The organism is Prolixibacter sp. NT017 (genome assembly GCF_009617875.1).
Lineage (GTDB): Bacteria > Bacteroidota > Bacteroidia > Bacteroidales > Prolixibacteraceae > Prolixibacter.
Window position 1 is genome coordinate 37,450 of sequence record NZ_BLAV01000001.1, and the last position, 26,505, is coordinate 63,954.

The 26,505-nt window shown below is 45.2% G+C and carries 16 protein-coding genes; 14 read left to right on the forward strand and 2 right to left on the reverse strand.

Translation table 11 applies throughout. The annotated features are described in order from the left end of the window. Window positions 1–50 precede the first annotated feature (50 nt). The 8 genes from GJU87_RS00155 (at window position 51) to GJU87_RS00190 (ending at window position 15,940) form a co-directional block, all read left to right on the forward strand. Complete coding sequence (locus GJU87_RS00155) at window positions 51–2,948, forward strand: triple tyrosine motif-containing protein (RefSeq protein ID WP_194831397.1); 2,898 nt, start codon at window positions 51–53, stop codon at window positions 2,946–2,948. 450 nt (window positions 2,949–3,398) lie between these two features. Further along, entirely contained in the window at window positions 3,399–6,464 is a 3,066-nt protein-coding gene (locus tag GJU87_RS00160; RefSeq protein ID WP_153637663.1) for a TonB-dependent receptor, read from the forward strand. 26 nt (window positions 6,465–6,490) lie between these two features. Further along, window positions 6,491–8,026, forward strand: a complete 1,536-nt coding sequence (locus GJU87_RS00165) for a RagB/SusD family nutrient uptake outer membrane protein (RefSeq protein ID WP_170108964.1) — start codon at window positions 6,491–6,493, stop codon at window positions 8,024–8,026. A 51-nt stretch (window positions 8,027–8,077) separates the two neighbouring features. After that, complete coding sequence (locus GJU87_RS00170) at window positions 8,078–9,808, forward strand: PKD domain-containing protein (protein ID WP_153637664.1); 1,731 nt, start codon at window positions 8,078–8,080, stop codon at window positions 9,806–9,808. A 119-nt stretch (window positions 9,809–9,927) separates the two neighbouring features. After that, on the forward strand, window positions 9,928–12,267 hold the full coding sequence (locus tag GJU87_RS00175) for a glycoside hydrolase family 3 N-terminal domain-containing protein (RefSeq protein ID WP_153637665.1): 2,340 nt from the start codon (window positions 9,928–9,930) through the stop codon (window positions 12,265–12,267). Between the two features lie 22 nt (window positions 12,268–12,289). Continuing rightward, window positions 12,290–13,129 carry a family 16 glycosylhydrolase gene (locus GJU87_RS00180; RefSeq protein ID WP_153637666.1) on the forward strand — a complete coding sequence of 280 codons (840 nt, stop codon included), beginning with the start codon at window positions 12,290–12,292 and terminating at the stop codon, window positions 13,127–13,129. Window positions 13,130–13,176: 47 nt separating this feature from the next. Next, window positions 13,177–14,934 (forward strand): family 16 glycosylhydrolase, encoded by a 1,758-nt coding sequence (locus GJU87_RS21305; protein ID WP_228491783.1) that lies wholly within the window; start codon window positions 13,177–13,179, stop codon window positions 14,932–14,934. 130 nt (window positions 14,935–15,064) lie between these two features. Next, window positions 15,065–15,940 carry a creatininase family protein gene (locus tag GJU87_RS00190; protein ID WP_153637667.1) on the forward strand — a complete coding sequence of 292 codons (876 nt, stop codon included), beginning with the start codon at window positions 15,065–15,067 and terminating at the stop codon, window positions 15,938–15,940. 1,201 nt (window positions 15,941–17,141) lie between these two features. On the opposite strand, the gene GJU87_RS00195 is transcribed toward GJU87_RS00190, so the two are convergent. Then, window positions 17,142–17,774, reverse strand: coding sequence for a peroxiredoxin (locus tag GJU87_RS00195; protein WP_153637668.1), 633 nt, complete (start codon window positions 17,772–17,774; stop codon window positions 17,142–17,144). Window positions 17,775–18,021: 247 nt separating this feature from the next. On the opposite strand from GJU87_RS00195, the gene GJU87_RS00200 reads away from it, so the two are divergent. Together GJU87_RS00200 and GJU87_RS00205 are read left to right on the forward strand one after the other, a co-directional pair. Further along, entirely contained in the window at window positions 18,022–18,444 is a 423-nt protein-coding gene (locus GJU87_RS00200) for a Fur family transcriptional regulator (protein ID WP_153637669.1), read from the forward strand. Between the two features lie 66 nt (window positions 18,445–18,510). Further along, the gene (locus GJU87_RS00205; protein ID WP_153637670.1) at window positions 18,511–18,780 is read left to right on the forward strand and encodes a hypothetical protein; all 270 of its coding nucleotides are present in this window, start codon (window positions 18,511–18,513) and stop codon (window positions 18,778–18,780) included. A gap of 10 nt (window positions 18,781–18,790) precedes the next feature. Here GJU87_RS00205 and GJU87_RS00210 read toward each other — a convergent pair whose 3' ends face one another. Further along, window positions 18,791–19,651, reverse strand: a complete 861-nt coding sequence (locus tag GJU87_RS00210) for a hypothetical protein (protein WP_153637671.1) — start codon at window positions 19,649–19,651, stop codon at window positions 18,791–18,793. A 122-nt stretch (window positions 19,652–19,773) separates the two neighbouring features. Between GJU87_RS00210 and GJU87_RS00215 the strand changes: the two genes are divergently transcribed. From GJU87_RS00215 to GJU87_RS00230, 4 genes are all read left to right on the forward strand, one after another. Further along, window positions 19,774–22,008: an amino acid permease gene (locus GJU87_RS00215; protein ID WP_153637672.1), complete on the forward strand. Its 2,235-nt coding sequence runs from the start codon at window positions 19,774–19,776 to the stop codon at window positions 22,006–22,008. A 110-nt stretch (window positions 22,009–22,118) separates the two neighbouring features. Then, window positions 22,119–22,916 carry a glycyl-radical enzyme activating protein gene (locus GJU87_RS00220; RefSeq protein ID WP_153637673.1) on the forward strand — a complete coding sequence of 266 codons (798 nt, stop codon included), beginning with the start codon at window positions 22,119–22,121 and terminating at the stop codon, window positions 22,914–22,916. Window positions 22,917–22,959: 43 nt separating this feature from the next. Beyond that, entirely contained in the window at window positions 22,960–25,329 is a 2,370-nt protein-coding gene (gene hypD / locus GJU87_RS00225) for a trans-4-hydroxy-L-proline dehydratase (protein ID WP_153637674.1), read from the forward strand. Between the two features lie 115 nt (window positions 25,330–25,444). Further along, a complete protein-coding gene (locus tag GJU87_RS00230; RefSeq protein ID WP_153637675.1) occupies window positions 25,445–26,485 on the forward strand; it encodes a proline racemase family protein in 1,041 nt (346 codons plus the stop codon). Window positions 26,486–26,505 lie beyond the last annotated feature (20 nt).

Below are 26,505 nucleotides of genomic sequence, written 5' to 3' on the forward strand. Positions count from 1 at the left end.
TTGAAGAAAAGAACCCGTTTGCAAAAGTCGGGAATGATGGGAGGCTTACAATGGATAGAAGGATAGTATCCGTTTTTTTCATATTGCTTTTATTTTTAGGTGAATCGCTTCAGGGAGCGATAAAGAGCATTGGTCTGCCCGTCATCAAGAATTTCACTAAGCAGGATTATAGCGCCGGCACGCAAAGCTGGGCTATCGCCCAGGGTAGGGATGACAAACTGTATTTTGCCAATAATAACGGGCTCTTACAGTTCGATGGCGTCAATTGGAACACCTATCCGTTACCCAACTCATCCATTGTGCGTTCGTTATTGGTTGGCGATGAAAACCGGATTTACGTTGGTGGGTTCAATGAGTTTGGTTATTTCCATCCCGACCAACAGGGACGTATGGTCTATCATTCTCTGTCTTCTCATCTTCCGGACGACGAAAAAAACTTTGGCGAGGTTTGGCGTATATACAAATTTAAAGGGCAACTGGTTTTTCAGTCATATACCAGCCTAATGCTGTGGGATGGCAAAACGTTCCGGATTTTGCATCCTGGGAAAGATGAGCTGTTCCATTTTTCATTTAAAGTGAATGACCGACTGTGGATAGACAATCGCGCTGAGGGATTGCAGGAGCTGGTTAACGGGAGACTGGTTGCTCTTCCGGGTACGGAGAAAATACGTGGACAGGAAATCTGGGGAATATTACCGTTTCCGGGAAACCGGTTTATGATTGCGACACAGAACAAAGGCGTATTTCTGTATGATGGCAAAGAGATGGTGGCATGGGATAATGAAGCTGACCAGCTTTTGAAAGCAAATCGTGTGATGGGGATTGCTCAGATTGATGGTGACCATTATGCGTTTGGAACTATTTCTCATGGAGTTGTCATTACCGATTCGAAAGGAAATGTTGTTCAGAATATCAGTCGTGAAGAAGGATTACAGAATAATACGGTTCTTTCCGTTTTCGTCGACAACGATCACAATCTCTGGCTTGGACTCGATAATGGTATTTCACAGATAAAAATAAACTCTCCGCTTTCGCTCATCGGGTTTAATAATGGTGTCGGTGCAACCTATTCCGCGGCAATTTATAAAGGGAAAATATATCTTGCTACTAACCAGGGAGTGGTGTACCACAGTTGGGACCCGAATAAGAAAATTAAGCGTTTGGGACGATTTACCATGCTGAACGCGACTCGTGGCCAGGCCTGGTCGTTGGAAGTGTTCGATAATATTTTGCTTGTTGGGCACAATGCAGGTGCGTTTCAAATAGTTAACGGAAAGCCGCAGCAGATTTCTTCTGTCATCGGATATTGGGGGTTCAGGCAAGTTCCGGGACATCCTGACCTGCTGATTGGAGGACATTATAATGGTTTGTCGCTTTTTAAAAGAGGTCCGAAAGGCTGGAAATATGTGCGCGAAATTGAAGGGTTTAAAGAGTCATCGCGGCAGTTCGAGTTTGATGACAAGGGAAATATCTGGATGGAACACGGTTATCGCGGGGTTTTCCGGATAGAAATCAGCGAGGATTACACGCATGTCATTCGCACCGAACTATACGGAAAGAAAGAAGGTTTGCCTCAGGCCACTAATGTGGGAATTTATCGCTTGAAAGGAAGACTGGTTTTTCTGACTACCGATGGTGTATACCAATATTTCCCAAGTACCAATAGTTTCCGTAAAAGTCAGACCTATTCCGAGCTATTCGGGAAATTGAAGGGATTAAGCTATATCCGGGAAGACAAAAGAGGTAATATCTGGTATTTCCGGAATAATCAGGCCGGAGTGATGCAGAAGCAACCCGATGGAACTTACCGTGGTGTTGAGATGCCTTTTAGGAGTTTGTCCGGAAGGTTTCTTCCTACGTTCGAGTTTGTTTTGCCCGTCGATGAGCAGGATGTTTTTATCGGTTATGACGACGGCGTGGCTCATTACGACCCGACTTTCATTAAATCGTGGAATAACAAGTTTTACACGTTGATCAGTAAAGTGTCGGTGATTAAAACTGATTCGGTGATTTTTTACGGCAACGGCCTGCAAAAGCAGGTTTCGTCTATTCCCTACCGGGAAAACGATCTTCGTTTTTATTTTGCTGCTGCCGATATGGAAAACATCGGGCATGTGACATACCAATTGAAGTTAGAGGGATTTGATGACGACTGGAATAATTGGTCGGGGCGTACCATGCGTGATTATACCAACCTGCCGGAGGGGGACTATACCTTCATGGTAAGAGGAATCAACCGCTACGGAGTTGAGAGTGCTCCGGCTACCTATCGTTTTACCATATTGCCTCCTTGGTACCGGAGTGTGTGGGCATATCTTGTTTATGGCTTTTTGTTCTTACTACTCGTGTGGGGAATTTATTATTTCATTCGCTGGAAAATGAAACGTTCCAAAGAGAAGGAAGCTAACCGGCAACGGGAACTCTATGCCCGACGGGAAGAAGAACTGGGACGAAAACAGTTGGAAGCTGATAAAGAAATTATTCGTTTACGGAACGATAAGTTGCGCAATGAGATGGTTCATAAAGAGAAAGAGTTGGCAAATGCTTCGATGGAGATGATCCAGAAGAACAAGATGCTCAACAAAATCAAAAACGATCTCAAGAAAGCGACGGAGAATATAACTGACGAAAGTTTACAGGCCCGGCTAAGGAGCATTCTGAGACGAATCGACCGCCAGGTAGACAACGAAAAGCAATGGCAGATATTCGAAACACATTTCGAAACTGTTCATGAAGATTTTCTGACACGTATAAAAGAGCAGTTTCCAGAGCTTTCACCCAAAGAACTGAAGTTGTGTGCCTATCTGCGAATGAATATTTCCAGTAAGGAAATTGCTGCCTTGATGAATATCTCCGTCAGAGGAGTCGAAATAAGTCGATACCGGTTGCGTAAAAAACTAGGCCTGCAACGTCACGATAATCTCACCGACTTTATTCTTCGTTTTTAGAATCGTACCAGAAAAATCTGCCTCTTTCTTTTTATTTCTTTCTCACTGTAAGACAATACATTTCTTTCCTACTCTATACGCTTTATCCGGATTAGCTGTTGGAGAGAATCTTACTTGTGTTTTGAACAAAAAGCCAGCGTTTCCTACAATCCTGGTAGTTCACATTTGCTTAATATTGGTCATACCTCTGTCAACCTTCCCCATTTTTTAATTTGATGTAGTCAAAATCAGTGTGAGATATTGCAATTTTTTAGTTTTTTAAATTTTATTGAATTGAAAATGAGTAAATAAGAAATTGAATGATGAAAAAATGATGTATTGTTAAAAAGTGTTTGATGAGTTTTTGTTGGGTGGTGAAATTCTTCTGAACACTATATGAAGACTTCTTTTGTGACTGTATTTGTAAAGTCAATGTTAAATCGATGTTGTTTTAAACTTTGATCCTACTCTATGAAAAAAGTCTTCATTTTAACGTTTCTGGTTCTGGTGGCAACACTGGGATTTGCTCAGGAACGGAATGTACAAGGAACGGTAACCAGCGCTGAAGATGGTTCGCCGATTCCGGGCGTTAGTATTTCGGTAAAAGGTACCACAACAGGAACCATTACCGATGTTAACGGTAACTATTTAATTAAGGTGGGCGATAACGCCACCCTGGTGTTTTCGTTTATTGGATTGAAAACGCAGGAAGTTCCGGTTCAGGGACAATCGCAAATCAACGTCAGCATGCAAAGCGAGACCATGGGCGTTGACGAAGTAGTGGTTGTTGGTTACGGTACACAAAAGAAAAGTGTTGTAACCGGTTCCATTGCCAAAGTAAACTCTTCTGATATCAATAAAACAGCTAATCTTCGGACCGAACAAGCCCTTCAGGGACGTACTGCCGGTGTGACTATCACCAGCAACTCTGGTCAACCCGGTGCCGGACTGGACGTGAAAGTTCGCGGTACTTCATCCATCAACTCGGGTACACAGCCGTTGTATGTTGTCGATGGTGTTCCGGTTGACGGTGGAATTGACTACCTGAACCCCGGTGATATCGCATCCATCGAAGTGCTGAAAGATGCTGCTTCTGCTGCTATCTATGGTTCTCGTGGTGCGAATGGTGTTGTGCTGATTACCACCAAGAATGGTAAAGCCGGCAAAATGACCGTCTCATACGATGGTTATTATGGTGTTCAGAATCCGTGGAAGAAGCTGTCGGTGTTAGATGCAACGCAGTATGCGGTGATTATGAACGAAGCCTCTGTGAATGGTGGTGGCCAGCCGATTTTCTCTGACCCATATTCTTATGGAAAAGGAACTGACTGGCAGGATGAGGTCTTTAACTACGATGCACCGATTCAGAATCACCAGGTAACTATTTCCGGTGGAAACGAGAAGTCGAAGTATCTGACTTCTATCTCATACTTCAATCAGCAGGGTATTGTTGCCAAGGGACATTCAAATTATGAGCGTATGACCCTTCGTTTCAATGCCGATCACAATGTTTCCAGGATTTTCAAATTTGGTCACAACTTTGGTTACTCGCGTACCAAAAGCGAAGGCGTTGATGAAAATACGGAATGGGGTTCTCCGCTGGGCCGTGCACTGAACATGGACCCGATTACGCCGGTCGTAGTAACCGATTCAACTGCCGCTGCAGCCTTGCTGTCGAACTATCCTAATGCAGTGACCAACGCCAAAGGACAACCTTACGGAATTTCTCCTTACGTGACTTCCGAGATTGTGAATCCGGTGGCTGCACTGGCCATTCTGCACAATAAAGGTTATTCCGATAAATTCGTAGGAAACCTCTATGCTGAATTGACGATTCTGAAGAATATCAAGTTGCGTTCGACCTTTGGTGCTGATATCGCTTTCTGGGGAAATGATGGTTCATCACCGGTTCATTATCTGAATGCAACCAATTACCAGGATTACAACAGTATGCACCGTGAAACCAGTAAGGCGTTGAACTTTAACTGGGAGAACACGATTACTTACCATAACCTATGGAATGATACGCACGATTTCACGTTCCTGTTGGGTAATACCATTTACAAAGCCGAAGGAAACACCATGGGCGGTTCAAAGCAGGGAATGCCCTTCTACGATCCGTCGATGAACTATTTCGACTATGCACAGAACGAAGAGAGTGAAAATCTGTACGGTTACGCATGGCACTCATCGTTGCTGTCGTACTTTGGCCGTATGAACTACAGCTACAAAGACAAGTACCTGTTTACCGGTACGGTTCGTATGGATGGTTCATCGAAGTTCGGACCGAACAATCGTTATGCAATATTCCCTTCATTCTCTGCTGGGTGGGTGCTTTCGCAGGAAGATTTCATGGCTGGAAGCAGTGTTGTGAATTTCCTGAAGATTCGTGCCAGCTGGGGACAAAACGGTAACCAGCAGATCGACGATTATGCGTATACTTCGTTGATTGGTAGCGGTAGTCGTTACACTTTCGGTGTTGATCAGACACTGACTCCAGGGGCAAGTCCTACGAAAATTTCGAACCCCGACCTGAAATGGGAAACTGTTGAGCAGACTGACATTGGTATGGATATCGGTTTGCTGAAAAATAAATTCCGTTTTGCACTCGACTATTATCATAAGTTAACCCGCGATATGTTGGTGACTGCACCGATTCCTGCACTTGTAGGTAATGCTGCTCCGCTGACTAACCTGGGCGATATGTTGAACACTGGTTTTGACGGTGAATTCAGCTACAAAGCCAAGATTGGTGAAGTGAGTCTGGACACCCGACTGACAGTTTCATACCTGAAGAATGAGGTTCAGAAAATCGGTAACGAATCTGGTTATATTACTGGTGCAACCTGGGGACCGGAAGGCATGCAGATTACCCGCATCGAAGAAGGTAAGCCAATGAACTATTTCTATGGCTACAAAACCGACGGTATTCTGCAAAACCAGGCAGAAGCTGATGCTTATAACTCAACCTACGGCCAAAGCGCTGTTCCGGGCGATGTTCGTTTTGTTGACGTCAACAACGACGGAACTATCAGCGATTTGGACCGCACCATGATTGGTGACCCGACTCCAAGTTGGACATATGGACTGAATATTGGAGCAAACTACCGTCAGTGGGATTTCAACCTCTTCCTGCAGGGTGTTACCGGAAACGATATCTACGATGCTTCTCATCGTTATGATCTGGCTAACGCCAACTACACAACTGAAGTACTGGATCGCTGGACAGGTGAGGGAACTTCTACATCTCACGCTCGTGTTACCCTGAACGATACGAACCGTAACTACCGTTCGTCGGATCTGTACGTTCATAGTGGAAACTACGTGCGCATCAAAAACCTGCAGATTGGTTATTCATTGCCAACGAGTGCTACCAACTGGATGCATATCTCCAGACTGAGAATCTATGGTTCAGCACAGAACCTCTACACCATTACCGGCTACAAAGGTTTTGACCCGGAAATCAACGGAGGTATTGACCGCGGTATCTATCCGCAGCCGCGTACCTACATGATGGGTGTAAACCTTACTTTCTAATGCTTAACAGGAAAATGACAAGAAAGATGAAAATTCAAAATATTCTCAAAGTTGCCCTTTTCTCCCTGGTGATCCTGTTCTCTACGTCATGTTCCGATTACCTGGACATGAAGCCGCTCAACACACGGGTTGAAGAGAACTTTTACCAGAATCAACAGGACATGTATGATGCAATGGTCGCTGTATACGATGTATTGCAGTGGGGCGGTTACCAGGGCTATATCCCTGAAGAAACACTCGCAAATGTTGCTTCTGACGACGCATATGCCGGCGGTGCCAACGCTGGTGACCAGCCTGCTTGGGTAGCGCTCGATAATTTCAGCCTGACCCCAACACTGGGTCCGCAGGCAAGTATCTGGGGACGCTATTACAGTGGTATTTATCGTGCTAACCTGTTCATGGAAAAGCTTCCCGGAGCAACCGTTTCTGACGATTTTGCCAAGCGTTCGACTGCTGAGGTTAAGTTCCTGAGAGCTTTCTATTACTTCCAGCTGGAGCGTTGGTTCGGAAATCTTCCATTGATTCTGAAAACGCTGAAGCCATCGGAATATGACTATCCGCAGAGCGCGCCCGCAGATATTTATGCTCAGATTGAAAAAGATTTGACTGAAGCGATTCCTGATCTTCCTTTAACGGTATCGGATAGCGAGAAAGGACGTATCACCAAAGGTGCCGCTGAATCGTTGCTGGCCCGCGTTATCTTATTCGAAAACGATGATGCCCGCATGGGGGAAGTGGCTAACCTGATTGACGATGTTGTGAACTCTGGCGTATACGATTTGGTACCGGATTATGGCCAGATCTTTACCAACGCAGGACGTAACAATATTGAGTCAGTATTTGAAATTCAGCACTCATACAACTCCAAGTGGGGAGACTGGGGGTGGCTGCCAGGCGGCGAAGGAAACATCGCTACTGTAATGATTGGTATGCGCGACTATAACGGACCTACTTTCCAGGCTGGTTGGGGATTCTCTCCTGTAACCGAAAAACTGGCTAACGATATGAAAGGCGACCCGCGTTTCCAATACTCTATCATCGATGTATCGGACGGTACCATGGATGAAACCGGTATGATGAACGCAACGCTTGACGGTGGTGAGCAGATTAAGTACAAGCCGGGTTATCAGAACACCGGGTACTTTGTCCGGAAAAATGCGCCGCTGAAGGAAAATGTAGCTCCTGACGGTGAACCGATGATCAACTACCCAAACAACGTTCGCGTCATTCGGTACTCGGATGTACTGCTGATGGGAGCAGAAGCTTATGCCCGCAGTGGTAACGACGGCAAAGCTCAGACTTACCTGAACGAGGTTCGTGACCGCGTTGGACTCCCTGCTGTAACAGCAACCGGAACTGATTTGGTACAGGCTATCTGGAAAGAGCGTCGCTTCGAACTGGCGTTCGAAGGTCAGCGTTACTGGGATCTGGTTCGTACCGGACGTGCATCATCTGTACTGGGTGATCGTAACTGGCAATCGGGCCGTAACGAGTATCTGCCTATTCCGCAGTCTGAAATTGACAACACCAATAGAACCCTGGAACAGAATCCGGGCTACTAAGCAGTGTTCTGATTTATCGATTCTTATTTGAAATATTAATACTGATTTGAAATGAAAATCAATAAGATATTCAATTATATATTCATCCTGGGAGCTATTGCACTGGCATTTACGTCATGCGACCCTCAGGTTGTAGACGGTCCGCAACTCGGGCCCAAGCCCTCGGCTGATCAGTTGTCTTTCACAATTGCCCAGGGAGCGGATGACTTTCATCCGGTAATTGCCAATACTTCCAATATTACCGGAATTGCCAAATGGGATTTTGGTAACGGAAATAAGGGAACAGGAGAATCTGTTACTCCGTATTATCCTCTATCGGGAAAATATACAGTGACAATGACGCTTTATACGTCGGGTGGTTCTGCATCTGTAACAAAAGAATATTCGCAGGATGTAACCGATTATTCATACTTCCAGGATCCGGCTATCATTGCTCTTTCCGGAGGTGTTGATAACCTGAACGGTAAAACCTGGGTAGCCGATTCACTGGCTCAGGGCCATTACGGTGTCGGTCCGGCCGGAAGCGACGGTACTGCTTGGTGGAGTGCAGCTCCTATGGATAAAAGTGGTTTTGGTGCCTATGACGATGAGCTGAATTTCAAACTGAACGGATTTGTGGTTACTTATACGAACCATGGAAAGTCTTTTGTCAAAAGCTATCAGTCAGGTGTCTCATTTTATTCAAATCCTGTTGATGCGGGTGGCGACCTGACAGTTGATTACACATCCGAGCCGGGTAGCTGGTCTATTTCTACCGAGAATGGAAAGCAGTACCTGATTTTAAGCGGTCCTACTCCCATTTTCCCAACCTTCGACGTAGGTGCGGTAGACGGGAAGTATGAAATTCTGAACATTTCAGAGAATAAACTTGAGTTGGTTGCTACCGGAGGTGATGGTAATGCATGGCATTACCTGTTGATCCCCAAAGGATACGTGAAACCCACCGTAAAATGGGATTTAAATGTAGCAGCCGGAGCAGACGCCAATACCTTTGATATTTCTTTGGCTAACGTGGATATTCCTTCAGGAATCAGCATCAGCCAGGTAACCTATGATTTTGGCGACGGAAGTGATCCGGTTACCGTAAGTGATTATACACAGTCGGTATCTCATACCTACATGCGGCAAGGAACCTATACGGTGACAGCAACGCTCGAAGCGAATGAGCAACAAGTAAAAACCAGTACCGTTGACGTGGCCCAGAATTCTCCGGATTATGTGCCGTTCCAGCCGAATGTGATGGTGATGTACAACGATTTCAGTGAAGTACAGATGGAGCCGGTTCTTGGGCAGGATTGCTCGGTTGACGTGGTTGCTAACCCATCGAAAATCTACCCGAACAAATCGGCTTACGTAGCCCATTACAGTAAATCAAATCAGCAATGGGCCAACGCATACCTGCAGTTGCCTGCCGGTTATCGTTTCGATTTGCGCACGGTTCACACCTTCTCGTTAATGGTTTATGGTAAAGCCGGAGACGTTGTTCTGCTGAAACTCGAGAATACCGACTTGGGGGGTAATGCATGGACAACTGGTGTTGAGGCTCCAACTTATACCATTCAAAATGATAACACCTGGGAGAAAGTTACATTCGAGTTTGCCGGAGCTGGTACAGCACAAGGCCAGACAGGCGATGTGACGACTGACCCAACATACAGCAATGATTACTACAACGTTGTTCGTATTATGCTGAACCCGGGAAATGGCACCGGTGATTTCGATTTCTATTTCGATGAATTGCAGGGGCCGTCAGTAGAGGGAATTAAATCCGCACAGTTCTAACATTTGGATTTGTGATTAATAATATCCGGAGGTGTCATCGTACATCTCCGGATTTCTAAAATTTTGGGACCTTTTTATACGCAATTTTTTAGTGGTTTAAATTTTTAAGGATATTGGCTATGAGATTTAAGTGGTTGTTGGTGATTTTGTTGTTTGTGCTGGGTGGGCTGAATTCGATTCAGGCACAGCACTATGTATCTGCCGCTCAGAAAGTAGATCCGAAAGTGGAGGCTAAAGTCGACAAGTTGTTGTCGAAAATGACCCTGGAGGAAAAAGTGGGGCAGATGTGTCAGGTTACACTCGACGTCATCACCAAAGGTCCCAATCAGTTTTCGTCCGACGAACCTTTACAACTGGACACAAGCCTGGTTCATAAAGCATTGGTCGATTACAAAGTCGGTTCCATATTGAATACGGCGAACAACCGCGCCCGCACTCCACAAAAGTGGAACGAAATTATCTCTCAACTGCAAGAAGTAGCTACCAAAGAAACCCGCCTGGGTATTCCGATTATATACGGGATTGATGGAATTCATGGAGCTACGTATACCGCCGGGGCAACCATTTTCCCTCAGGAAATTGCCATGGCTGCTACCCGCAACCGCACGCTCGTGCGTAAAGAAGCTGAAGTAAGTGCCTACGAAACCCGCGCATGCGGTATTCCCTGGACTTTTTCTCCGGTCCTCGACTTAGGCATTGATCCCCGCTGGCCTCGGATGTGGGAAACTTTTGGAGAAGATCCGTACCTGGTGGCCCAGATGGGATACCAGATGATTAAAGGATATGAAGGAGAAAACAACGATATTGATAATTCGGTGCACGTAGCTTCGTGTATGAAGCATTTCCTGGGCTACTCAGCAGCCAAATCAGGAAAGGACCGCACACCGGCCTGGCTTCCGGAAATCGATTTGCGGGAGCGTCACCTGGTTTCGTTTAAGAAAGCGATTAATGCAGGTGCTCACACGGTCATGATTAATTCGGGCATTATCAACGGTGTTCCGGTGCACGCCAGCTATGATATTATCACCACATTGCTCAAACAGGAATTAGGATTCAACGGACTGGTTGTTACTGACTGGGCCGATATCGAAAACCTGCACAACCGCGATAAAGTAGCCAAAACGCAAAAAGAAGCCGTTAAGATGGCCATCAATGCCGGAATCGACATGTCGATGGTTCCTTACAACTTCGATTTCTGCGATTACCTGACCGAATTGGTGAAAGAAGGCGAAGTTCCTATGTCGCGCATCGACGATGCTGTACGGCGTATTTTGCGTGTGAAATATGAGTTGGGACTCTTCAAAACGCCGGTTACCCGGATGGCCGACTATCCCGATTTTGCTTCAAAGAAATTTGAGAATGATGCTTACGAAGCTGCTGCCGAAGCCATCACTTTGTTGCGCAACAAGAACCAGATTCTTCCTCTTTCCGCGAATGCGAAAATTTTGGTGACTGGCCCGAATGCTAACTCAATGCGTACCCTGAATGGTGGTTGGACCTACAGTTGGCAGGGCGAAAAAGTGGACGAGTTTGCTGGGAAATACAACACCATTCTTGAAGCCATTAAAAAACACGCATCGAACGTGACGTATGTGCCCGGTGTGGAATACAAAATGGATGGTACTTATAATGAAGAGCAAAATGTGGATATCGATGCAGCAGTGAAAGCAGCTGCTAACGTTGATGCGGTTGTTCTTTGTTTGGGCGAAAATACATACACCGAAAAGCCTGGTGACCTGAACGATTTGTACATTTCGGATAACCAGACTGCTTTGGCAAAAGCCCTGTCTGCTACAGGGAAACCGGTGATTCTGGTGCTGAACGAAGGTCGTCCGCGTTTGATTAGCAAATTCGCCGACCAGATGCAGGCCATTCTACAGATCTACCTTCCGGGAAATTTCGGTGGTGATGCCCTGGCCGATGTCCTTTACGGGAAGGTGAATCCCAGTGGAAAACTGCCTTACACCTATCCCCGCTATCCAAACTCGCTTGTGGTATACAATCATAAGCCCTCCGAGTCACAGAAGAAGATGGAAGGAATGTACAACTACGAAGGTGATGTTGTTTCGCAATTCCCGTTTGGTGCCGGCTTAAGCTATACGGATTTCACTTACTCAGATTTAAAGATTAACAAGTCCGAGCTGGATGGAAAGGACGATTTTACCATCTCGGTAACCGTGAAGAATACAGGCGACCGGGAAGGAAAGGAAGCGGTTCAACTATATATTTCCGATTTGTATGCGTCGATTACGCCTGACGTAAAACGCTTACGCGGATTCGAAAAAGTGGACCTGAAACCGGGAGAAGCGAAAACGGTTACTTTCCATTTGACTACCCGTGATTTGGCATTTGTCAATCATCAGTTGAAATATGTGGTGGAAGAAGGAAAATTTGTCGCTTCGGTAGCAAATCTGACGGTGCCGTTTTCAGTGAATGAAACACAAACTTTCGATCGTTAAACGATATTATTTATAAAGGAAAATGAAAAGGATTTTTTCAGGAATTCTCTTGCTTTTAGTGGTTGTAGCCTGCCAAACAACAACTAAAAAAGCTGAAACCAAAGCGGATGTTGTTCCGCAAAAGAAAGGTGACTGGAACCTGGTTTGGGATGATGAATTTAATTACAACGGTTTGCCCGATTCGACGAAATGGAGCTTCGATACCCAGGGCAATGAGACCGGCTGGGGAAACCACGAAGCGGAATTTTATACTGACAGGCGATTGGCGAATGCGCAGGTGGCCAACGGAATGTTGACAATCACGGCCCGGAAGGAAGATTTTGGTGGGAAAAAATACACTTCGGCTCGTATCCGGACGATTCACAAGGGTGATTGGCGGTATGGCCGCATCGAAGTGCGGGCCAGACTGGCGAATGGTAAAGGTTTGTGGCCTGCAATCTGGATGTTATCCACCGATTGGAAATATGGAGGCTGGCCCGAAAGTGGTGAGATTGATATCATGGAAAATGTGGGTTATGATCCGGATTCCATTCACGGCACCGTTCATACCAAAGCGTATAATCACGTCATCGGAACGCAGGTCGGGAAAACCATTTCAGTGCCCGATTGCCATGAAAAGTTCCATGTGTATGCTCTGGAATGGAATGCAAATGAGATGAGTATGTTTGTTGATGATCAGAAATACTTTACCTTTAATAACGAACATACCGGCTTCGAAGCCTGGCCGTTTGATCAGCCGTTTCATCTTATTTTGAATGTTGCGGTTGGTGGTGACTGGGGCGGAAAATACGGAATTGACGATTCGGTATTCCCGCAATCGATGGATGTAGACTATGTGAGAGTCTATCAGAAAAGTAAATAACGGAGAGAAACAAGATGATGAGGTACCTGTTCGGCATAATCCTTCTGATGGCTTGGTTTTCTGCGCGCGTTGAAGCGCAGGGATGTGAACAGTTGGTTTGGAGCGACGAGTTCAACTATACTGGTACTCCCGATCAGCAAAAGTGGAGCTTTGAAACTGGTGCTGGTGGATGGGGAAATAACGAACTTCAGTATTACACCGACCGGCTTTCCAATGCTGAGGTAAAAAATGGCAATTTGGTCATTACTGCCCGGAAAGAGAGCTATCAGGGGAGCGATTATACATCGGCCCGTTTAATTACCTACGAAACAGGAGGGTATTGGACCTACGGACGTATCGAAGCCCGAATGAAATTGCCTTACGGACAGGGAATCTGGCCCGCATTCTGGATGCTGGGCAAGAGTTTCTTCGAGGGTACTTCGTGGCCAGCCTGCGGTGAGTTGGACATCATGGAGATGATTGGTGGTGGTGATAATGACAATACGGTTTATGGAACGGCACACTGGTATAACAATGGTAATGCAGATTATGGTTTGTCGTACACCAATCCGGATAAACTGGCCAATGCTTTCCACGTTTACGCTATCGAATGGGACAGCCAGTCGATTAAGTGGTACTTCGATAATAATTTATATTGCACGCTGGATATTACACCTGCCTCGTTGTCTGCCTTCCATAATCCGTTTTTTATTATTCTGAATATTGCTGTGGGCGGTAACTGGCCGGGTAATCCTGACGCGACAACTGTTTTCCCGCAAACCATGGAAGTGGATTATGTACGGGTGTACAGCGGGACGCCTCCCAATCCAACGGTTACGGGGCCGTCAACCGCTACAGCAGATGCTACCGTTCAGTTTTCGACTCAGGATATTCCCAATGCTACTTATACCTGGACGATTCCGGCAGATGCAACGATTGTTTCAGGCGACGGAACCAACAGTATCTCTGTTCAGTGGGGAAATACCTCGGGAGATGTTTCGGTTTCGGTAACAACCAGTTGTGGAACATATGATTCGAATAAGCTGACTGTGGCTGTTGTTAAACTACCACCCAGCGATCCGTGGTATGTGCCGCACACGGTTGGTGGGTCGGTCAACTGGGAGGTTGTTCAGACCAACAACAATACGATATCGCTTTCGATGGCAGGCGAGGAGTTGGAAGTGGATTATGACGTGCAGAATCCCAGTGCATCGCCGGCCATTTATTATCCGTTCGATGGAGTTTACAATTTGACAACCTCGTCGACGGCTGTGCTGGAGTTGAAAACCGAGGCGGGAAACGCACCTTCGAACATGCGTTTCGAACTAGTGGATGTAAACGGCAACGTGAATACAGCCGACTTGCTGAAGATTGATTCACCCAACGATGATGGTGCGTATCACATTCATGCCCATATTTTTGGTCAGAATCCGGATAATATCTTCAAGCTCGACCAGATTAAGGGAATGCGCCTTTATTTCAATTATGGAGTGCTGGGAACTGTTGGTGCAGGTAAATTCTGGATTAAGCCGGTAGAACTGACCAGCGAAGACATAACGACAGGCATTACTGACCTGAAAAGTCATCGGCTTACGCTGTTTCCAAATCCGGTAAAAGATATTTTATCGGTTCAACTGCCTCAGGAAAGCTATGGCGCTTCTATTATTAGCATTCACGATATGAATGGCCGTCTGTTGAGACGATTCAATACCGAATCGTTGGGCGGACCTTTGCAATTGAATCTTAGTGATTTTGCCTCCGGTGTTTATTTCCTCTCGATTCAGGTGGGGGATAAACGGTTTGCCGGGCAGTTTATCAAAAGATAGTTTTTTTCATAGGATTGTTTTAGCTTGCCCCGGCCTTGGATGGTCGGGGTTTTTTATTCGCTTTATGTTCATGGCGTTATTCAAAATAATTGGTATTTTCATTCCCGTAAACTAACTAAATAACTGAACCATGAAAAAGGTTTTTTTGATGGTGCTTCTCTGCGCCTTGACTTTCTCATTGTATGCTCAAAACCTTCCGGTGAAAATGGAAGAGATGACCGCACCCCAATATGTTAACGCGGTAGACCAGTCGAATGCTACCTGTATTATCCCGATAGGCGTATTGGAAAAACACGGTCCGCATCTTCCGTTGGGAACGGATTTGATTGATGTGCGGGAAGTGGTTTTGCGTGCTGCCGCTAAAGAGTACGCGATTGTTTTTCCGCCCTATTACTTTTCCCAGATTTTTGAGGCACGGCATCAGCCGGGGACCATTGCCTACAGTCAGAAATTGATTTGGAATGTGCTGCAGGAAACCTGCGACGAATTAGGCCGAAACGGCATTAAGAAAATTATTTTGGTAAGCGGACATGGAGGTAACAGCAGTTTTCTTCCGTTTTTCTGCCAAAGCCAGTTGGCATCGGAAAAGGATTATGCTGTCGTGTTATTCCAATCCAGCAGAAATGCAGAGGCGTATAAAGAAATAAATAAGGAACTGGTTCCCGGTGGTTCGGGACATGCAGGACAGTCGGAAACTTCGGTGATGTTGGCTCATCGTCCCGATTTGGTACACATGGACAAAGCGACTTCTCAATCGGGGAAAGATCAGGATAGGATTAAAGGAATCGACTCCGACTACGAAGGTATTTGGTGGTACGCCAAATATCCGAATCACTATTGCGGCGATGGCTCATTGGCCACAAAAGAGCTGGGTGAAAAGATTCTGAATGCGCAAGTGGATGAATTGGTTACCATGCTGAAGCAAGTGAAGGCCGATAACACGATTCTCGAGATGCAGAACAAGTTCTACGAGCAGGCCAAACACCCGATGGACACGAAACAGTAACAAAGAAAAAGGATGTCCGGGTGGACATCCTTTAACCTGCTTAACCTAACCTAATCTAACTAACTAGTCCTATGAAAAAAACTTGCTCCTTGTTTTCATTACAAAGATGCATCGAAATTGTGTTAGCTCGTTTTAAGCGAGGTTAAAGAGTTTTAATAATCTATCTGATTATAGCCAATGTGCGTTAAAAAGTATAAAAAGACGAATTTTTTCGAACTGAACCGCATACTAAATTATTTTGCCCGTAGGGCCATTAAAAAAGGGAGAATCCGATGATTCTCCCTTTCAGCTTTACCTAACCTAATCAATCATTCCTATGAAAAAAACAACTCTTATCTCGCCTTCAAAGGTGCGTCATTATTGTGTTAGCTTATTATAACCGAAGTTAAGGAAATTGAAATCGTCGAACTTCGTGCCTTAAAACGGGGGAGAATAAAAAAGAGACAGCTTTTTTCAAACTGCCTCTTTTCCCTGTTTTCACTAATCCAACTAATCCTATGAAATTGTCCCTGTTGTTTGCAAGATAGCAATCGATAGCGTTAACTCGTTGTAAGGTGTGCTAATAAAAACTAAAACCATTTCCGGCGCTCCTTTTTTTCCTTTTCGGGACACCGCGAGATAAAAATGAGAAAGGATGCCAAAACTGACATCCTTTCTCTTTACGATTCAATCTAACCAAACCTACATTTATGAAAAAATTGTTTCTGCTTTTCACTTGTAAAGGTGGCACCTTTTTGTGTGAACTCGTTTTAAGCGAGGTTAAATAAGTTTAATAGATAGTTTTCGGACTATCTTACCTGATGCTTGCTTTTAAAAAGAAAAAAGGATGCATGGTGCGTGCATCCTTTTTCTGCTTAACCTAACTAACCTAATTCTATGAAAAAAACTTGCTCTTGTTACACTACAAATATGCAGCGGATTTTGGTTAAGCCGAACTAACGGAGGTTAAAGAATATTAAGGAATTAGGCTTATTATGAGCAGTATTGTTAAAAACAGCAATAAAGCAGTCCGAAATACAAAATTCTGCTAAAAGAGCGCTGCGGAAATAAAAAAGCTGCCCCCAAAACGGGAACAGCTTTCATCGAAAATATGGAGTTCTTGACGTTTGTGTTAAACAACGATTGTTGTTTGCAGATTGATGTTGATTTGGTTGATAAAGCTCAAGAGCTGCAGTAACGTCTTATTTGGTTATTCCCCCAATTAGTGATTAGACAGGTAAGAAGCAACGCTGTCGGCTGATTCTTTCATTGCATCCTGACCTTCGGTCCAGTTAGCCGGGCATACTTCGCCGTATTGCTGGAAGTGGTGCAATGCATCTACCATACGCAGAGTTTCGTCTACGTTACGGCCAAGCGGCATGTCGTTGATCACTTCGTGACGAACAACGCCTTCCTTGTCAATCAGGAACAGTCCGCGGTAAGCTACCGGCTCGCCTTTGAATACTGAATTTCCTTCTTCATCCAGGTCGTATTCTCCGGCCAGTACGCCATATGCTTCAGAAATGGTTTTTGACAAGTCGGCTACGATAGGATATTTTACACCTTTAATACCACCGTTGTTCTTTTCAGTGTTCAACCATGCCCAGTGTGAGAATTCTGAATCGATAGAGCAGGCAACTACTTCAACATCGCGTTTTTTGAATTCATCGATTTTAGCCTGGAAAGCATGAAGCTCTGTCGGGCAAACAAAGGTGAAGTCGAGTGGATAGAAGAAAAATACAACGTCTTTCTTACCAACGAATTGCTCCAGTGAGAAATTTTCTACAATGTCATTTCCGTTTACTACGGCTTTTGCATTGAATACAGGTGCTTTTTTTCCTACTAAACTCATAATGTTCTTTTTTTATGTGTATAAACTGTTTTTCAAAATTTGTAACGATTACAAAATTATGTATAAATTTTAAATTTGAAAGGAGATTTTTATGAATAATATTGATGGGGTAATAGAGATAATTTATATGTAGAAATCCGCATATTTTATTGGGATTAAGCTGGTGGTCGTTTTTTCTTCTGTTGTCGAGAAAGATAGGCATGATAGGATGTAAACAAAAATATTTAAATTTGTAATTATTTCAGAAATTATGATTGACGATACGAAAATAAAATCTTTCCTGGGACAAAACGGAATCAGTCCGTTACCCAAACGGGTGAAGATTATGCAATATCTCATCGAGAAGCATAACCATCCGACCGTGGATATGATTTACTCTGAGCTGTTACACGAGATTCCGGGATTGTCGAAGACGACCGTTTACAACACGTTGAAACTGTTTACAAGCAAGCGCGTCGCGGTAGCCTTGAATATTGAAGATAACGAAATCAGGTACGATGCCGACACAGCTACCCACGGCCACTTTAAATGCCGCGTTTGTGATGGTGTATTTGATTTCTCGCTGGAGCGTGACCAGCTACCGGAAATACCTTTCAAAGGATTTTCCGTTGATGAGTACCATTACTATTTGAAAGGTGTTTGTTCGCCCTGCCGTGAAAAAGGTTTGGGTTAAGAATATCGGCAGAACTTGATAAAAAAGACTTTGACGTTAATTTTGTACCCAAAAAAGCGTGCAATCATGGATGAAAAATTTCGGAAACTGAAAACAACTTTGCTGGAGCAGGAAAAGTGGCCTTTGCTTTACTTTTTCAAGTTTATCGTCCCGAACGATTCGGATAAAATCGAAAAAGTAAAAGAACTTCTTCCTACCCGGGATAACCTGTCATTTCGAACGAGTCGCGATATCCGCTACATTGCTATCAGCAGTAAGGAAGTGATGCCCGACGCCGATTCCATCATCGATGTGTACGAAAAAGCAGCCGAGATAAAAGGTGTGATTGCGCTGTAAAACTCTCTTCTTATTTGAATTCGCTGAAGAAAAGATCGAGCGCGGTGTGCATGCCGGCTCCTACACTATCCAGGAAATACCGAAGATTGGGGTAAGCAGGCGATAAATGAGTCCGGTGGTTAAACAATTGGTTGAAACCTTCGGCAAACTCCGGCCTCATATCAAATGTCTGGTCCATGGTTTCCCAAAGTAACCGGAACAGATTTTTCTCCCCATACAATGTCTGATCATCTATAGAGATTACTTTCAGCATTTGAAGGAGCAACTGGCGATCCTTTGCCTCAATGGCAACGGCCATGCCCATGAAAAAATGCCGGAATAGAATTACCAACTCATTTTTATCGTTGTACTGAGGAATCGGAACCGGCAGAAAATTCATCTTCTTCAATAGGCTGACGCCTTCGCTGGTTTGTTGGTTCAGCCCTTTCAGAAAAGCGTTCAATCCGGCTACGGTTATTTGCTGAAAAATTTTGTCTTTTCCTGCCGGGATATTCTCCAGCGTCTTGTTCAGCGTTTTTTCACATTTTAGAAAAATATCTGATGATTCATCGGTTGATTGAGCAGTGATTATATACCACAACAGCATCTCGCTTTGTTGAAGAAGGAATTCCCATTTTTTGTTAGAAGGAGCATAGTTAACGGCCAATTGATATTCCCGCGAAGCTTTCAGGTATTGTCCAAACAGGGTGAATGCTTTCGCGCGAAGTGAACGTAAATGCAGATATTCAGCGTGCTTTCCCCGAAAATCGATGATGCGGTCATCGTTCAGAAAAGATCGCAGAACCTCTACATTCCGTTTCGATTTTCCCTGTTCAAACTTTTCACAAAGTTCTTTGTAAACATCTCCCGATTCAATATCTTGCTTTTCCATGACTGACCAAATTGGGCGTAAAATTAAGATATTCGGCTTAGCCTGAAAAATCTTCTTTCATCGCGGATTTTTTGTTGTAAAAGAGGTGACATTGGTTAAGGCAAACTAAATTTTATCCTTGTATGAGCTCGACTCAAAACTCTCAATCGGCCAACAGGAAAGGCTTCGGTACAGCTCCTGTTTTTATTACGGCTATTTGTACCATTTTGGGAGCTATTCTGTTTCTCCGTTTTGGATATGCCGTCGGAACAGTTGGTTTCTTCGGTGTTATCGGTATTATCATTATCGGGCACCTGGTAACCATTCCTACAGCGCTTTCTTTATCCGAGATTGCGACGAACCGGAAAGTAGAAGGAGGAGGTGAGTATTTCATCATTTCAAGAAGTTTCGGGCTCAATATCGGTGCAACCATTGGACTGGCACTTTACTCATCACAGGCCATTTCTGTCGCATTCTATGTTATTGCTTTCACCGAGGCTTTTTCGCCGTTTTTCGATTGGTGGCAAAACCATTTTGGTTGGGTATTACCCCGTCAGGCCATCAGTCTGCCTGTGATGGCGCTTCTTGGAATTGCGATTATCAAAAGAGGTGCCAATATTGGTATGAAAGCGCTCTATGTGGTGGCAGCCATTCTTTTTATCGCAATAGGGCTCTTCTTTGCCGGGAAAACGGAATATTTTTCCACCGGTGTTTTTCATCAGATTCCAATGTCGATTAAGAACGTCAACCAGTTCTACATCGTCTTTGCTATTATTTTTCCGGCATTTACCGGAATGACGGCGGGAGTTGGACTCTCGGGTGATTTGCGAAATCCCAAAAAGTCTATCCCGATAGGAACACTGACGGCGACGGTTTTGGGCATGATTGTATATGTGTTCATTGCCTGGAAATTGTACGTGTCAGCCAGCCCTGATTTACTATTGAACGATCAGCTGGTGATGGGGAAAATTGCCCTGGGAGGTGCATTGGTTGTGCCCATCGGACTGGCAGCGTCGACACTGTCTTCAGCTCTCGGCTCTGTGCTTGTGGCGCCCAGAACATTGCAGGCAATTGCACAGGACCACTCTTTCCCTTCCGGGAAGATTAACCGTTTTCTTTCGCGAAACGATGCCCGGCACGAACCGGCCAATGCTTCGATCGTGACGGTTGTTATTGCTTTGGTTTTTGTTGCGCTGGGTAATGTGAATATCGTTGCACAGATTATTTCAATGTTCTTCATGGTAACATATGGTTCGCTTAACCTGATTTCGTTCCTGAACCATTTCGGTGCCGATCCGTCGTATCGTCCCACGTTCCGCTCGCGTTGGTACATCTCGTTACTAGGATTTTTGATGAGCCTCTGGCTGATGTTCAAAATGAGTTCTGTTTATGCGTTTGTGGCTATTTTGGTCATTTTTATATTGTACCAGGCGATACAGCGATATCAGCGAAAGCGCCGGGGAATGGCCTTCCTCTTCCGGAATGCATTCTTTCAGTTGAACAGAAGGTTGCAGGTTTTTCTGCAAAAGTCGCGGCGGCCGGTACGAACGGAACTGTGGCGTCCGTCGGTGATTAGTGTTTCGCGCACTTCATTTACGCAGTTAAGGACATTCGAGTTGGTTAGCTGGATTTCCTATCGGTTTGGCTTTGGCACCTACATTCATCTGGTTGACGGATATTACTCCAAAGAAACAACGGCGGAAGCACAGAAAAAGCAGGAAGAGTTGATTCAGATGACGACGCAAATTCCCAACCTGGTTTATCTGTATACCATGGTGTCACCTTCCTACACTTCGGCAGTGGCACAGGTGGTTCAACTCCCGGGCGTTTCCGGAATGGAGAATAATACATTTATATTTGAATATGACCGGAAAGACCCGGCCCAGTTGAAGCTCATCCGTGACAATTTTAACCTTGTCAGAGCCGGTGGGTTCGATATTCTTGTGCTGACGACGAATCACATGCCGCCGAACTACAAAGGGGGAATTCATGTCTGGATACAGACGACCGATGTGGAGAATGCCAACCTGATGATTCTGCTGAGTTACATTATCACCAGCCATCCATCGTGGAGTAAATCGCCCATCAAGATATTTACCATTAGTCCGAAAGATGAAATGATGGAAGTCCGGAATACCCTCGAAAAATTATTGAAAGAAGGTCGTTTGCCTATTTCCCCGTTTAACATTGAAATTATTCCGCATGATAAAGATACCGGACTTCGAAAGCTGGTAGTCGATAGGTCGCACGATGCCGGGTTAACAATGATTGGCTTTGAATCGTCGCAAATTAAACACGATGACGATTTATTCCAGGGGTATGAAAATCCCGGAGATATCCTGTTTGTGAATTCGAGATTTACAAAATCGTTGGAGTAATCATCCAACTGGAATGAATATAAAGTGCACTCATTCTGAGGAAACTTATGTCGGAATGCGCAAAAAAAATGATATCTTGAGAGGAACTAACCACAACCAAACTAAAGACCTTGAAAGGCATTATTTTCGATATCAAGCGCTTTGCTGTGCACGATGGTCCCGGCATTCGAACGACCGTTTTTCTGCAGGGATGTCCGCTTCGTTGCTGGTGGTGCCATAATCCGGAGAGTCAATCGCTGGTTTGTTCCACCTGGCAAAAACATGTAGCCGTGAGCGGAAAAATCTTTCAGCAATCAAAAAAATCCGGCTACGAAATCGACTCAGCCGAACTGTTCCTGGAAATTCAGCGTGACGAAGTTTTTATGAATGAATCGGATGGTGGCGTGACCTTCTCCGGAGGAGAACCGTTGTATCAACCCGAGTTTCTGTTCGAGGTAATGAAGCTTTGCCGTGAAGCTGGAATCCATACGGTTTTGGATACTTCCGGAGTGGCATCGGAAAAGGTATTGGATGATTCCATGCCGTTGACCGATTTGTATTATTTCGATATCAAACATCCCGATCCGACTTTGCATATGCACTACACCAATGTGCCGCTGGATCCTATTCTTCGAAACCTTGATCGGTTGTTGGAAGCCGGGAAGAAGGTGCAGATTCGGGTTCCGGTGATTCCCGGAATAAATAATCATCCGGAACAAGTTGATAAGCTGAAAGAATTAGTGGCGCCCCGGTTGGACAAAATAGAGGGTATCGACTTTTTGCCGTATCATGCAACCGGGAGTCATAAATATCAGGCACTGCAGATGGAAAACCGGATGAATGGAATTCCGACCGTGAAGAAGGAGGAGTTATATGATTTGGCAGAGGTATTTCGGATTATGGGGGCAAAAGTGTCAGTTGGAGGATAAGAGGTGTTGGAATTAAATCAACAACAAGAGTTTCTATTCAAAAATGAACGAACGAATCAAACGACTTCGCCAGGCATCGCTTGACGCGCCCAATTGCCTTTCGGCAGAACGGGCTTTGCTGATTACCGAATTTTATAAGAGCGACGCAGCCCATGGTGTTTCTTCGCCGCTGATGCGAGCGATGGCTTTCCGCTATATTTTGTCCAACAAATTTATTTGTGTCAATCCCGACGAATTAATTGTGGGTGAACGGGGACCGGCTCCGAAAGCTACTCCAACTTATCCCGAAATCAATTTGCATTCGATGAAGGACCTGGAAATCCTGCATTCGCGGGAGAAGGTCTCTTTTCATGTCGACGAAGAGTTTCGAAAGGTTTATTCCGAAAAAGTGATTCCGTTTTGGAGCGGGAAAACCAACCGGGAGCGAATCTTTGGTAACATGACTCCGGAATGGCTGGCTGCATACGATGCTGGTATATTTACGGAGTTTCAGGAGCAACGGGCTCCGGGGCATACGGTTGCCGGTGGGAAGATCTTCCGCAAGGGGATGCTTGAAATCATCGATGATATCTATCTGGCTAAGAAAGAACTGGATTTTATGAACGATCCGGCTGCTTATGATAAGCGTGAGGAGCTGCGTGCCATGGAAATTGCTGCCCGGGCTTTGATTGATTTTGCCGAACGGTATGCAGTAAAGCTTGACCGAATGACTCAGATGGAAACAGATTTAGTCCGGAAATCTGAATTGCATCAAATGGCTGAGATTTGCCGTCGGGTTCCGGCTCATGCGCCGCAAACCTTTCATGAAGCGTTGCAACATTATTGGTTTGTGCATGTGGGAGTGATTACGGAGTTGAATCCGTGGGACTCGTTCAATCCCGGTCGCCTCGATCAGCATTTGTATCCTTTCTTCCGGAAGGAAATTGACGAAGGAACGCTTACAAAAGAGAAAGCCACTGAAATATTGCAGTCTTTCTGGGTAAAGTTTAATAATCACCCGTCGCCGCCCAAGGTGGGGGTTACAGCTTTGGAAAGCAACACCTACGCCGATTTTGCTTTGATTAACCTGGGAGGAGTGAAGCCCGATGGTTCGGATGCGGTGAACGAACTTTCTTATTTGCTGCTCGATGTGATTGAAGAGATGCGGATTCTTCAGCCAAGTTCCATGGTGCAGGTCAGTAAAAAGAATCCGGAAAGATTTTTGCGAAGATCCGTCAAAATTGTGAAAACCGGTTTTGGTCAGCCTTCGCTTTTTAATACCGATGCGATTGTTCAGGAATTGGTTCGGCAAGGGAAATCGCTTGTCGATGCGCGGAATGGTGGCGCGAGCGGTTGCGTTGAAACAGGAGCATTTGGAACAGAGGCTTATTTTCTGACCGGGTATTTCAACCTTCCCAAAATATTGGAACTGACATTGCATAACGGTCGTGATCCCCATTCGGGAAGGCAACTGGGACTGCAGACCGGCGACCCCGGCCAGTTTAGTGCTTATGAAGACTTGTTGGAAGCATTTCAGCGACAGCTCACTTATTTTATCGATTTAAAAATCAGGGGAAATAATACGATTGAACGTATTTATACCATTCACATGCCGGTGCCTTTTTTGTCTCTCATCATCGATGATTGTGTCGCGAGAGGTATCGATTACGTGGCTGGCGGTGCCCGTTACAATACCAGTTACATTCAGGGAGTTGGTCTGGGTTCCATCACCGATTCATTGACTGCGCTTCGAACACATGTTTTTGAGAAAAAGGATATTGCCATTGAGCAGTTGGTGGAAGCAATGAGACGTAACTTCGAGGGATACGAAGATTTGCGCTACCGTTTACTTTATGAAACGCCGAAGTTCGGGAATGATGACGATGCGGCAGACGAACAGGCCATGCAGGTGTTCGAACGATTCTTTGAAACAGTTGACGGTAAACCCAATACCCGTGGAGGCGTTCATCGAATTAATTTGTTGCCCACCACCAGTCATGTGTACTTTGGAAGTGTGATGGGAGCGATGCCGGATGGGAGACAAGCCGGATTGCCCCTTTCTGAGGGAATATCGCCGGTACAGGGAGCTGATATTCATGGTCCGACAGCTGTGGTGAAATCGGTGGCAAAAATTGATCATCTGCGAACGGGAGGTACATTGCTGAACCAGAAGTTCTCGCCCGATTTCTTCGCTGATGAAACCGCTATCGCGAAGGTTGCCGCGTTGGTTCGTGCTTATTTCCGTCTCGACGGTCATCACATACAATTCAACGTGGTGTCAGCAGGCACGCTACGTAAAGCACAGGAAACTCCGGAAGACTACCGTGATTTGATTGTTCGGGTAGCCGGATACAGCGATTATTTCAACGACCTGGGAAAAGATCTGCAGGATGAAATTATCCGCCGGACAGAACATTCGGAAGTGGTCGGTTAGTTTTTTTGGGGAAGAAAATTTCGTCTCCCTTTGTGACAATTTGATTGCAAACTTCACGTTAGCATTGTATCTTTCGACATCTTGCATGTGATACTGACTACTTATTGTTTACCGGATGAATGAAGGGCTGAGTAACGTGCGGTGGCAGCCGCCTGAGAACTGGTTGCAGGTCGATACCATTGATATGCATACAGGAGGAGAACCTTTGCGAATTATTGTCGATGGGCTTCCTGAAATTCCCGGACAAACCGTCCTGGAAAAACGTCGTTATTTCCGAAAACATTTGGATCATATCCGGAAGGCCTTGATGTGGGAACCACGCGGGCATGCCGATATGTACGGAGCTGTTTTGACGGCCCCGGTAACGCCTGACGGTCATTTCGGTGTATTCTTTATGCACAACGAAGGATATTCCACCATGTGCGGCCATGCTATTATTGCGTTGGTGAAATTTGCCCTCGAAACCGGTTTGGTTCAGTATCCGAAAGACGGGTTGATTCGCATCGATGCACCGCCCGGACGGATTGACGCCTTCGCGGAAATGAAGGGCAACACAGTCGTGAAATCATCGTTTCACAACGTTCCATCGTTTGTCTTGCTGCAGGATAAAACATTGGATGTTCCGGGTTTAGGTAATATCCGGTTCGATGTGGCTTACGGCGGAACATTTTATGCATTTGTCGATGCCAATGAGATTGGCCTGGAGTTGGTACCGCAGCAAATTAGCCGGATAATTGATCTCGGCAGAAAGATAAAAAAAGCGGTGGTCCGGAATTTTGACATTCTCCATCCGTTTGAGGCAGATCTCAGCTTTTTGTACGGAACCATATTCACGGGGAAACCGAAAGATGGAAAACATCACAGCCGGAATGTTTGCGTTTTTGCCAATGGCGAAGTCGATCGTTCGGCTACCGGTTCAGGCGTGAGCGCCCGGGCAGCACTTCATGCCGTGAAAGATGGTTTGGAAACGGGAAAAAAGCTGGTTATCGAAAGCTTGATTGATACAACGATGGATGTGGAAATAGCGGATATCACTTCGTTCGGGCCTTATTCTGCCGTTATTCCCAAAGTAGCCGGAACAGCATTTTTTACAGGACAGCATCGCTTTTTGATTGATCCGGATGACCCGTTGAAAGAAGGATTTTTAATTAGATAAACAGGTTTCTAACCTCCCAA

What these genes read in the sequence shown, in the direction of transcription:
- GJU87_RS00190 (WP_153637667.1), top strand. Translation starts at nt 15,065, where the DNA reads ATGAAAAAGGTTTTTTTGATGGTGCTTCTCTGCGCCTTGACTTTCTCA.
- GJU87_RS00160 (WP_153637663.1), top strand. Translation starts at nt 3,399, where the DNA reads ATGAAAAAAGTCTTCATTTTAACGTTTCTGGTTCTGGTGGCAACACTG.
- GJU87_RS00215 (WP_153637672.1), top strand. Translation starts at nt 19,774, where the DNA reads ATGAGCTCGACTCAAAACTCTCAATCGGCCAACAGGAAAGGCTTCGGT.
- GJU87_RS00205 (WP_153637670.1), top strand. Translation starts at nt 18,511, where the DNA reads ATGGATGAAAAATTTCGGAAACTGAAAACAACTTTGCTGGAGCAGGAA.
- GJU87_RS00175 (WP_153637665.1), top strand. Translation starts at nt 9,928, where the DNA reads ATGAGATTTAAGTGGTTGTTGGTGATTTTGTTGTTTGTGCTGGGTGGG.
- GJU87_RS21305 (WP_228491783.1), top strand. Translation starts at nt 13,177, where the DNA reads ATGGCTTGGTTTTCTGCGCGCGTTGAAGCGCAGGGATGTGAACAGTTG.
- GJU87_RS00230 (WP_153637675.1), top strand. Translation starts at nt 25,445, where the DNA reads ATGAATGAAGGGCTGAGTAACGTGCGGTGGCAGCCGCCTGAGAACTGG.
- GJU87_RS00200 (WP_153637669.1), top strand. Translation starts at nt 18,022, where the DNA reads ATGATTGACGATACGAAAATAAAATCTTTCCTGGGACAAAACGGAATC.
- GJU87_RS00155 (WP_194831397.1), top strand. Translation starts at nt 51, where the DNA reads ATGGATAGAAGGATAGTATCCGTTTTTTTCATATTGCTTTTATTTTTA.
- GJU87_RS00210 (WP_153637671.1), bottom strand. Translation starts at nt 19,651, where the DNA reads ATGGAAAAGCAAGATATTGAATCGGGAGATGTTTACAAAGAACTTTGT.
- GJU87_RS00165 (WP_170108964.1), top strand. Translation starts at nt 6,491, where the DNA reads ATGAAAATTCAAAATATTCTCAAAGTTGCCCTTTTCTCCCTGGTGATC.
- GJU87_RS00170 (WP_153637664.1), top strand. Translation starts at nt 8,078, where the DNA reads ATGAAAATCAATAAGATATTCAATTATATATTCATCCTGGGAGCTATT.
- hypD (WP_153637674.1), top strand. Translation starts at nt 22,960, where the DNA reads ATGAACGAACGAATCAAACGACTTCGCCAGGCATCGCTTGACGCGCCC.
- GJU87_RS00180 (WP_153637666.1), top strand. Translation starts at nt 12,290, where the DNA reads ATGAAAAGGATTTTTTCAGGAATTCTCTTGCTTTTAGTGGTTGTAGCC.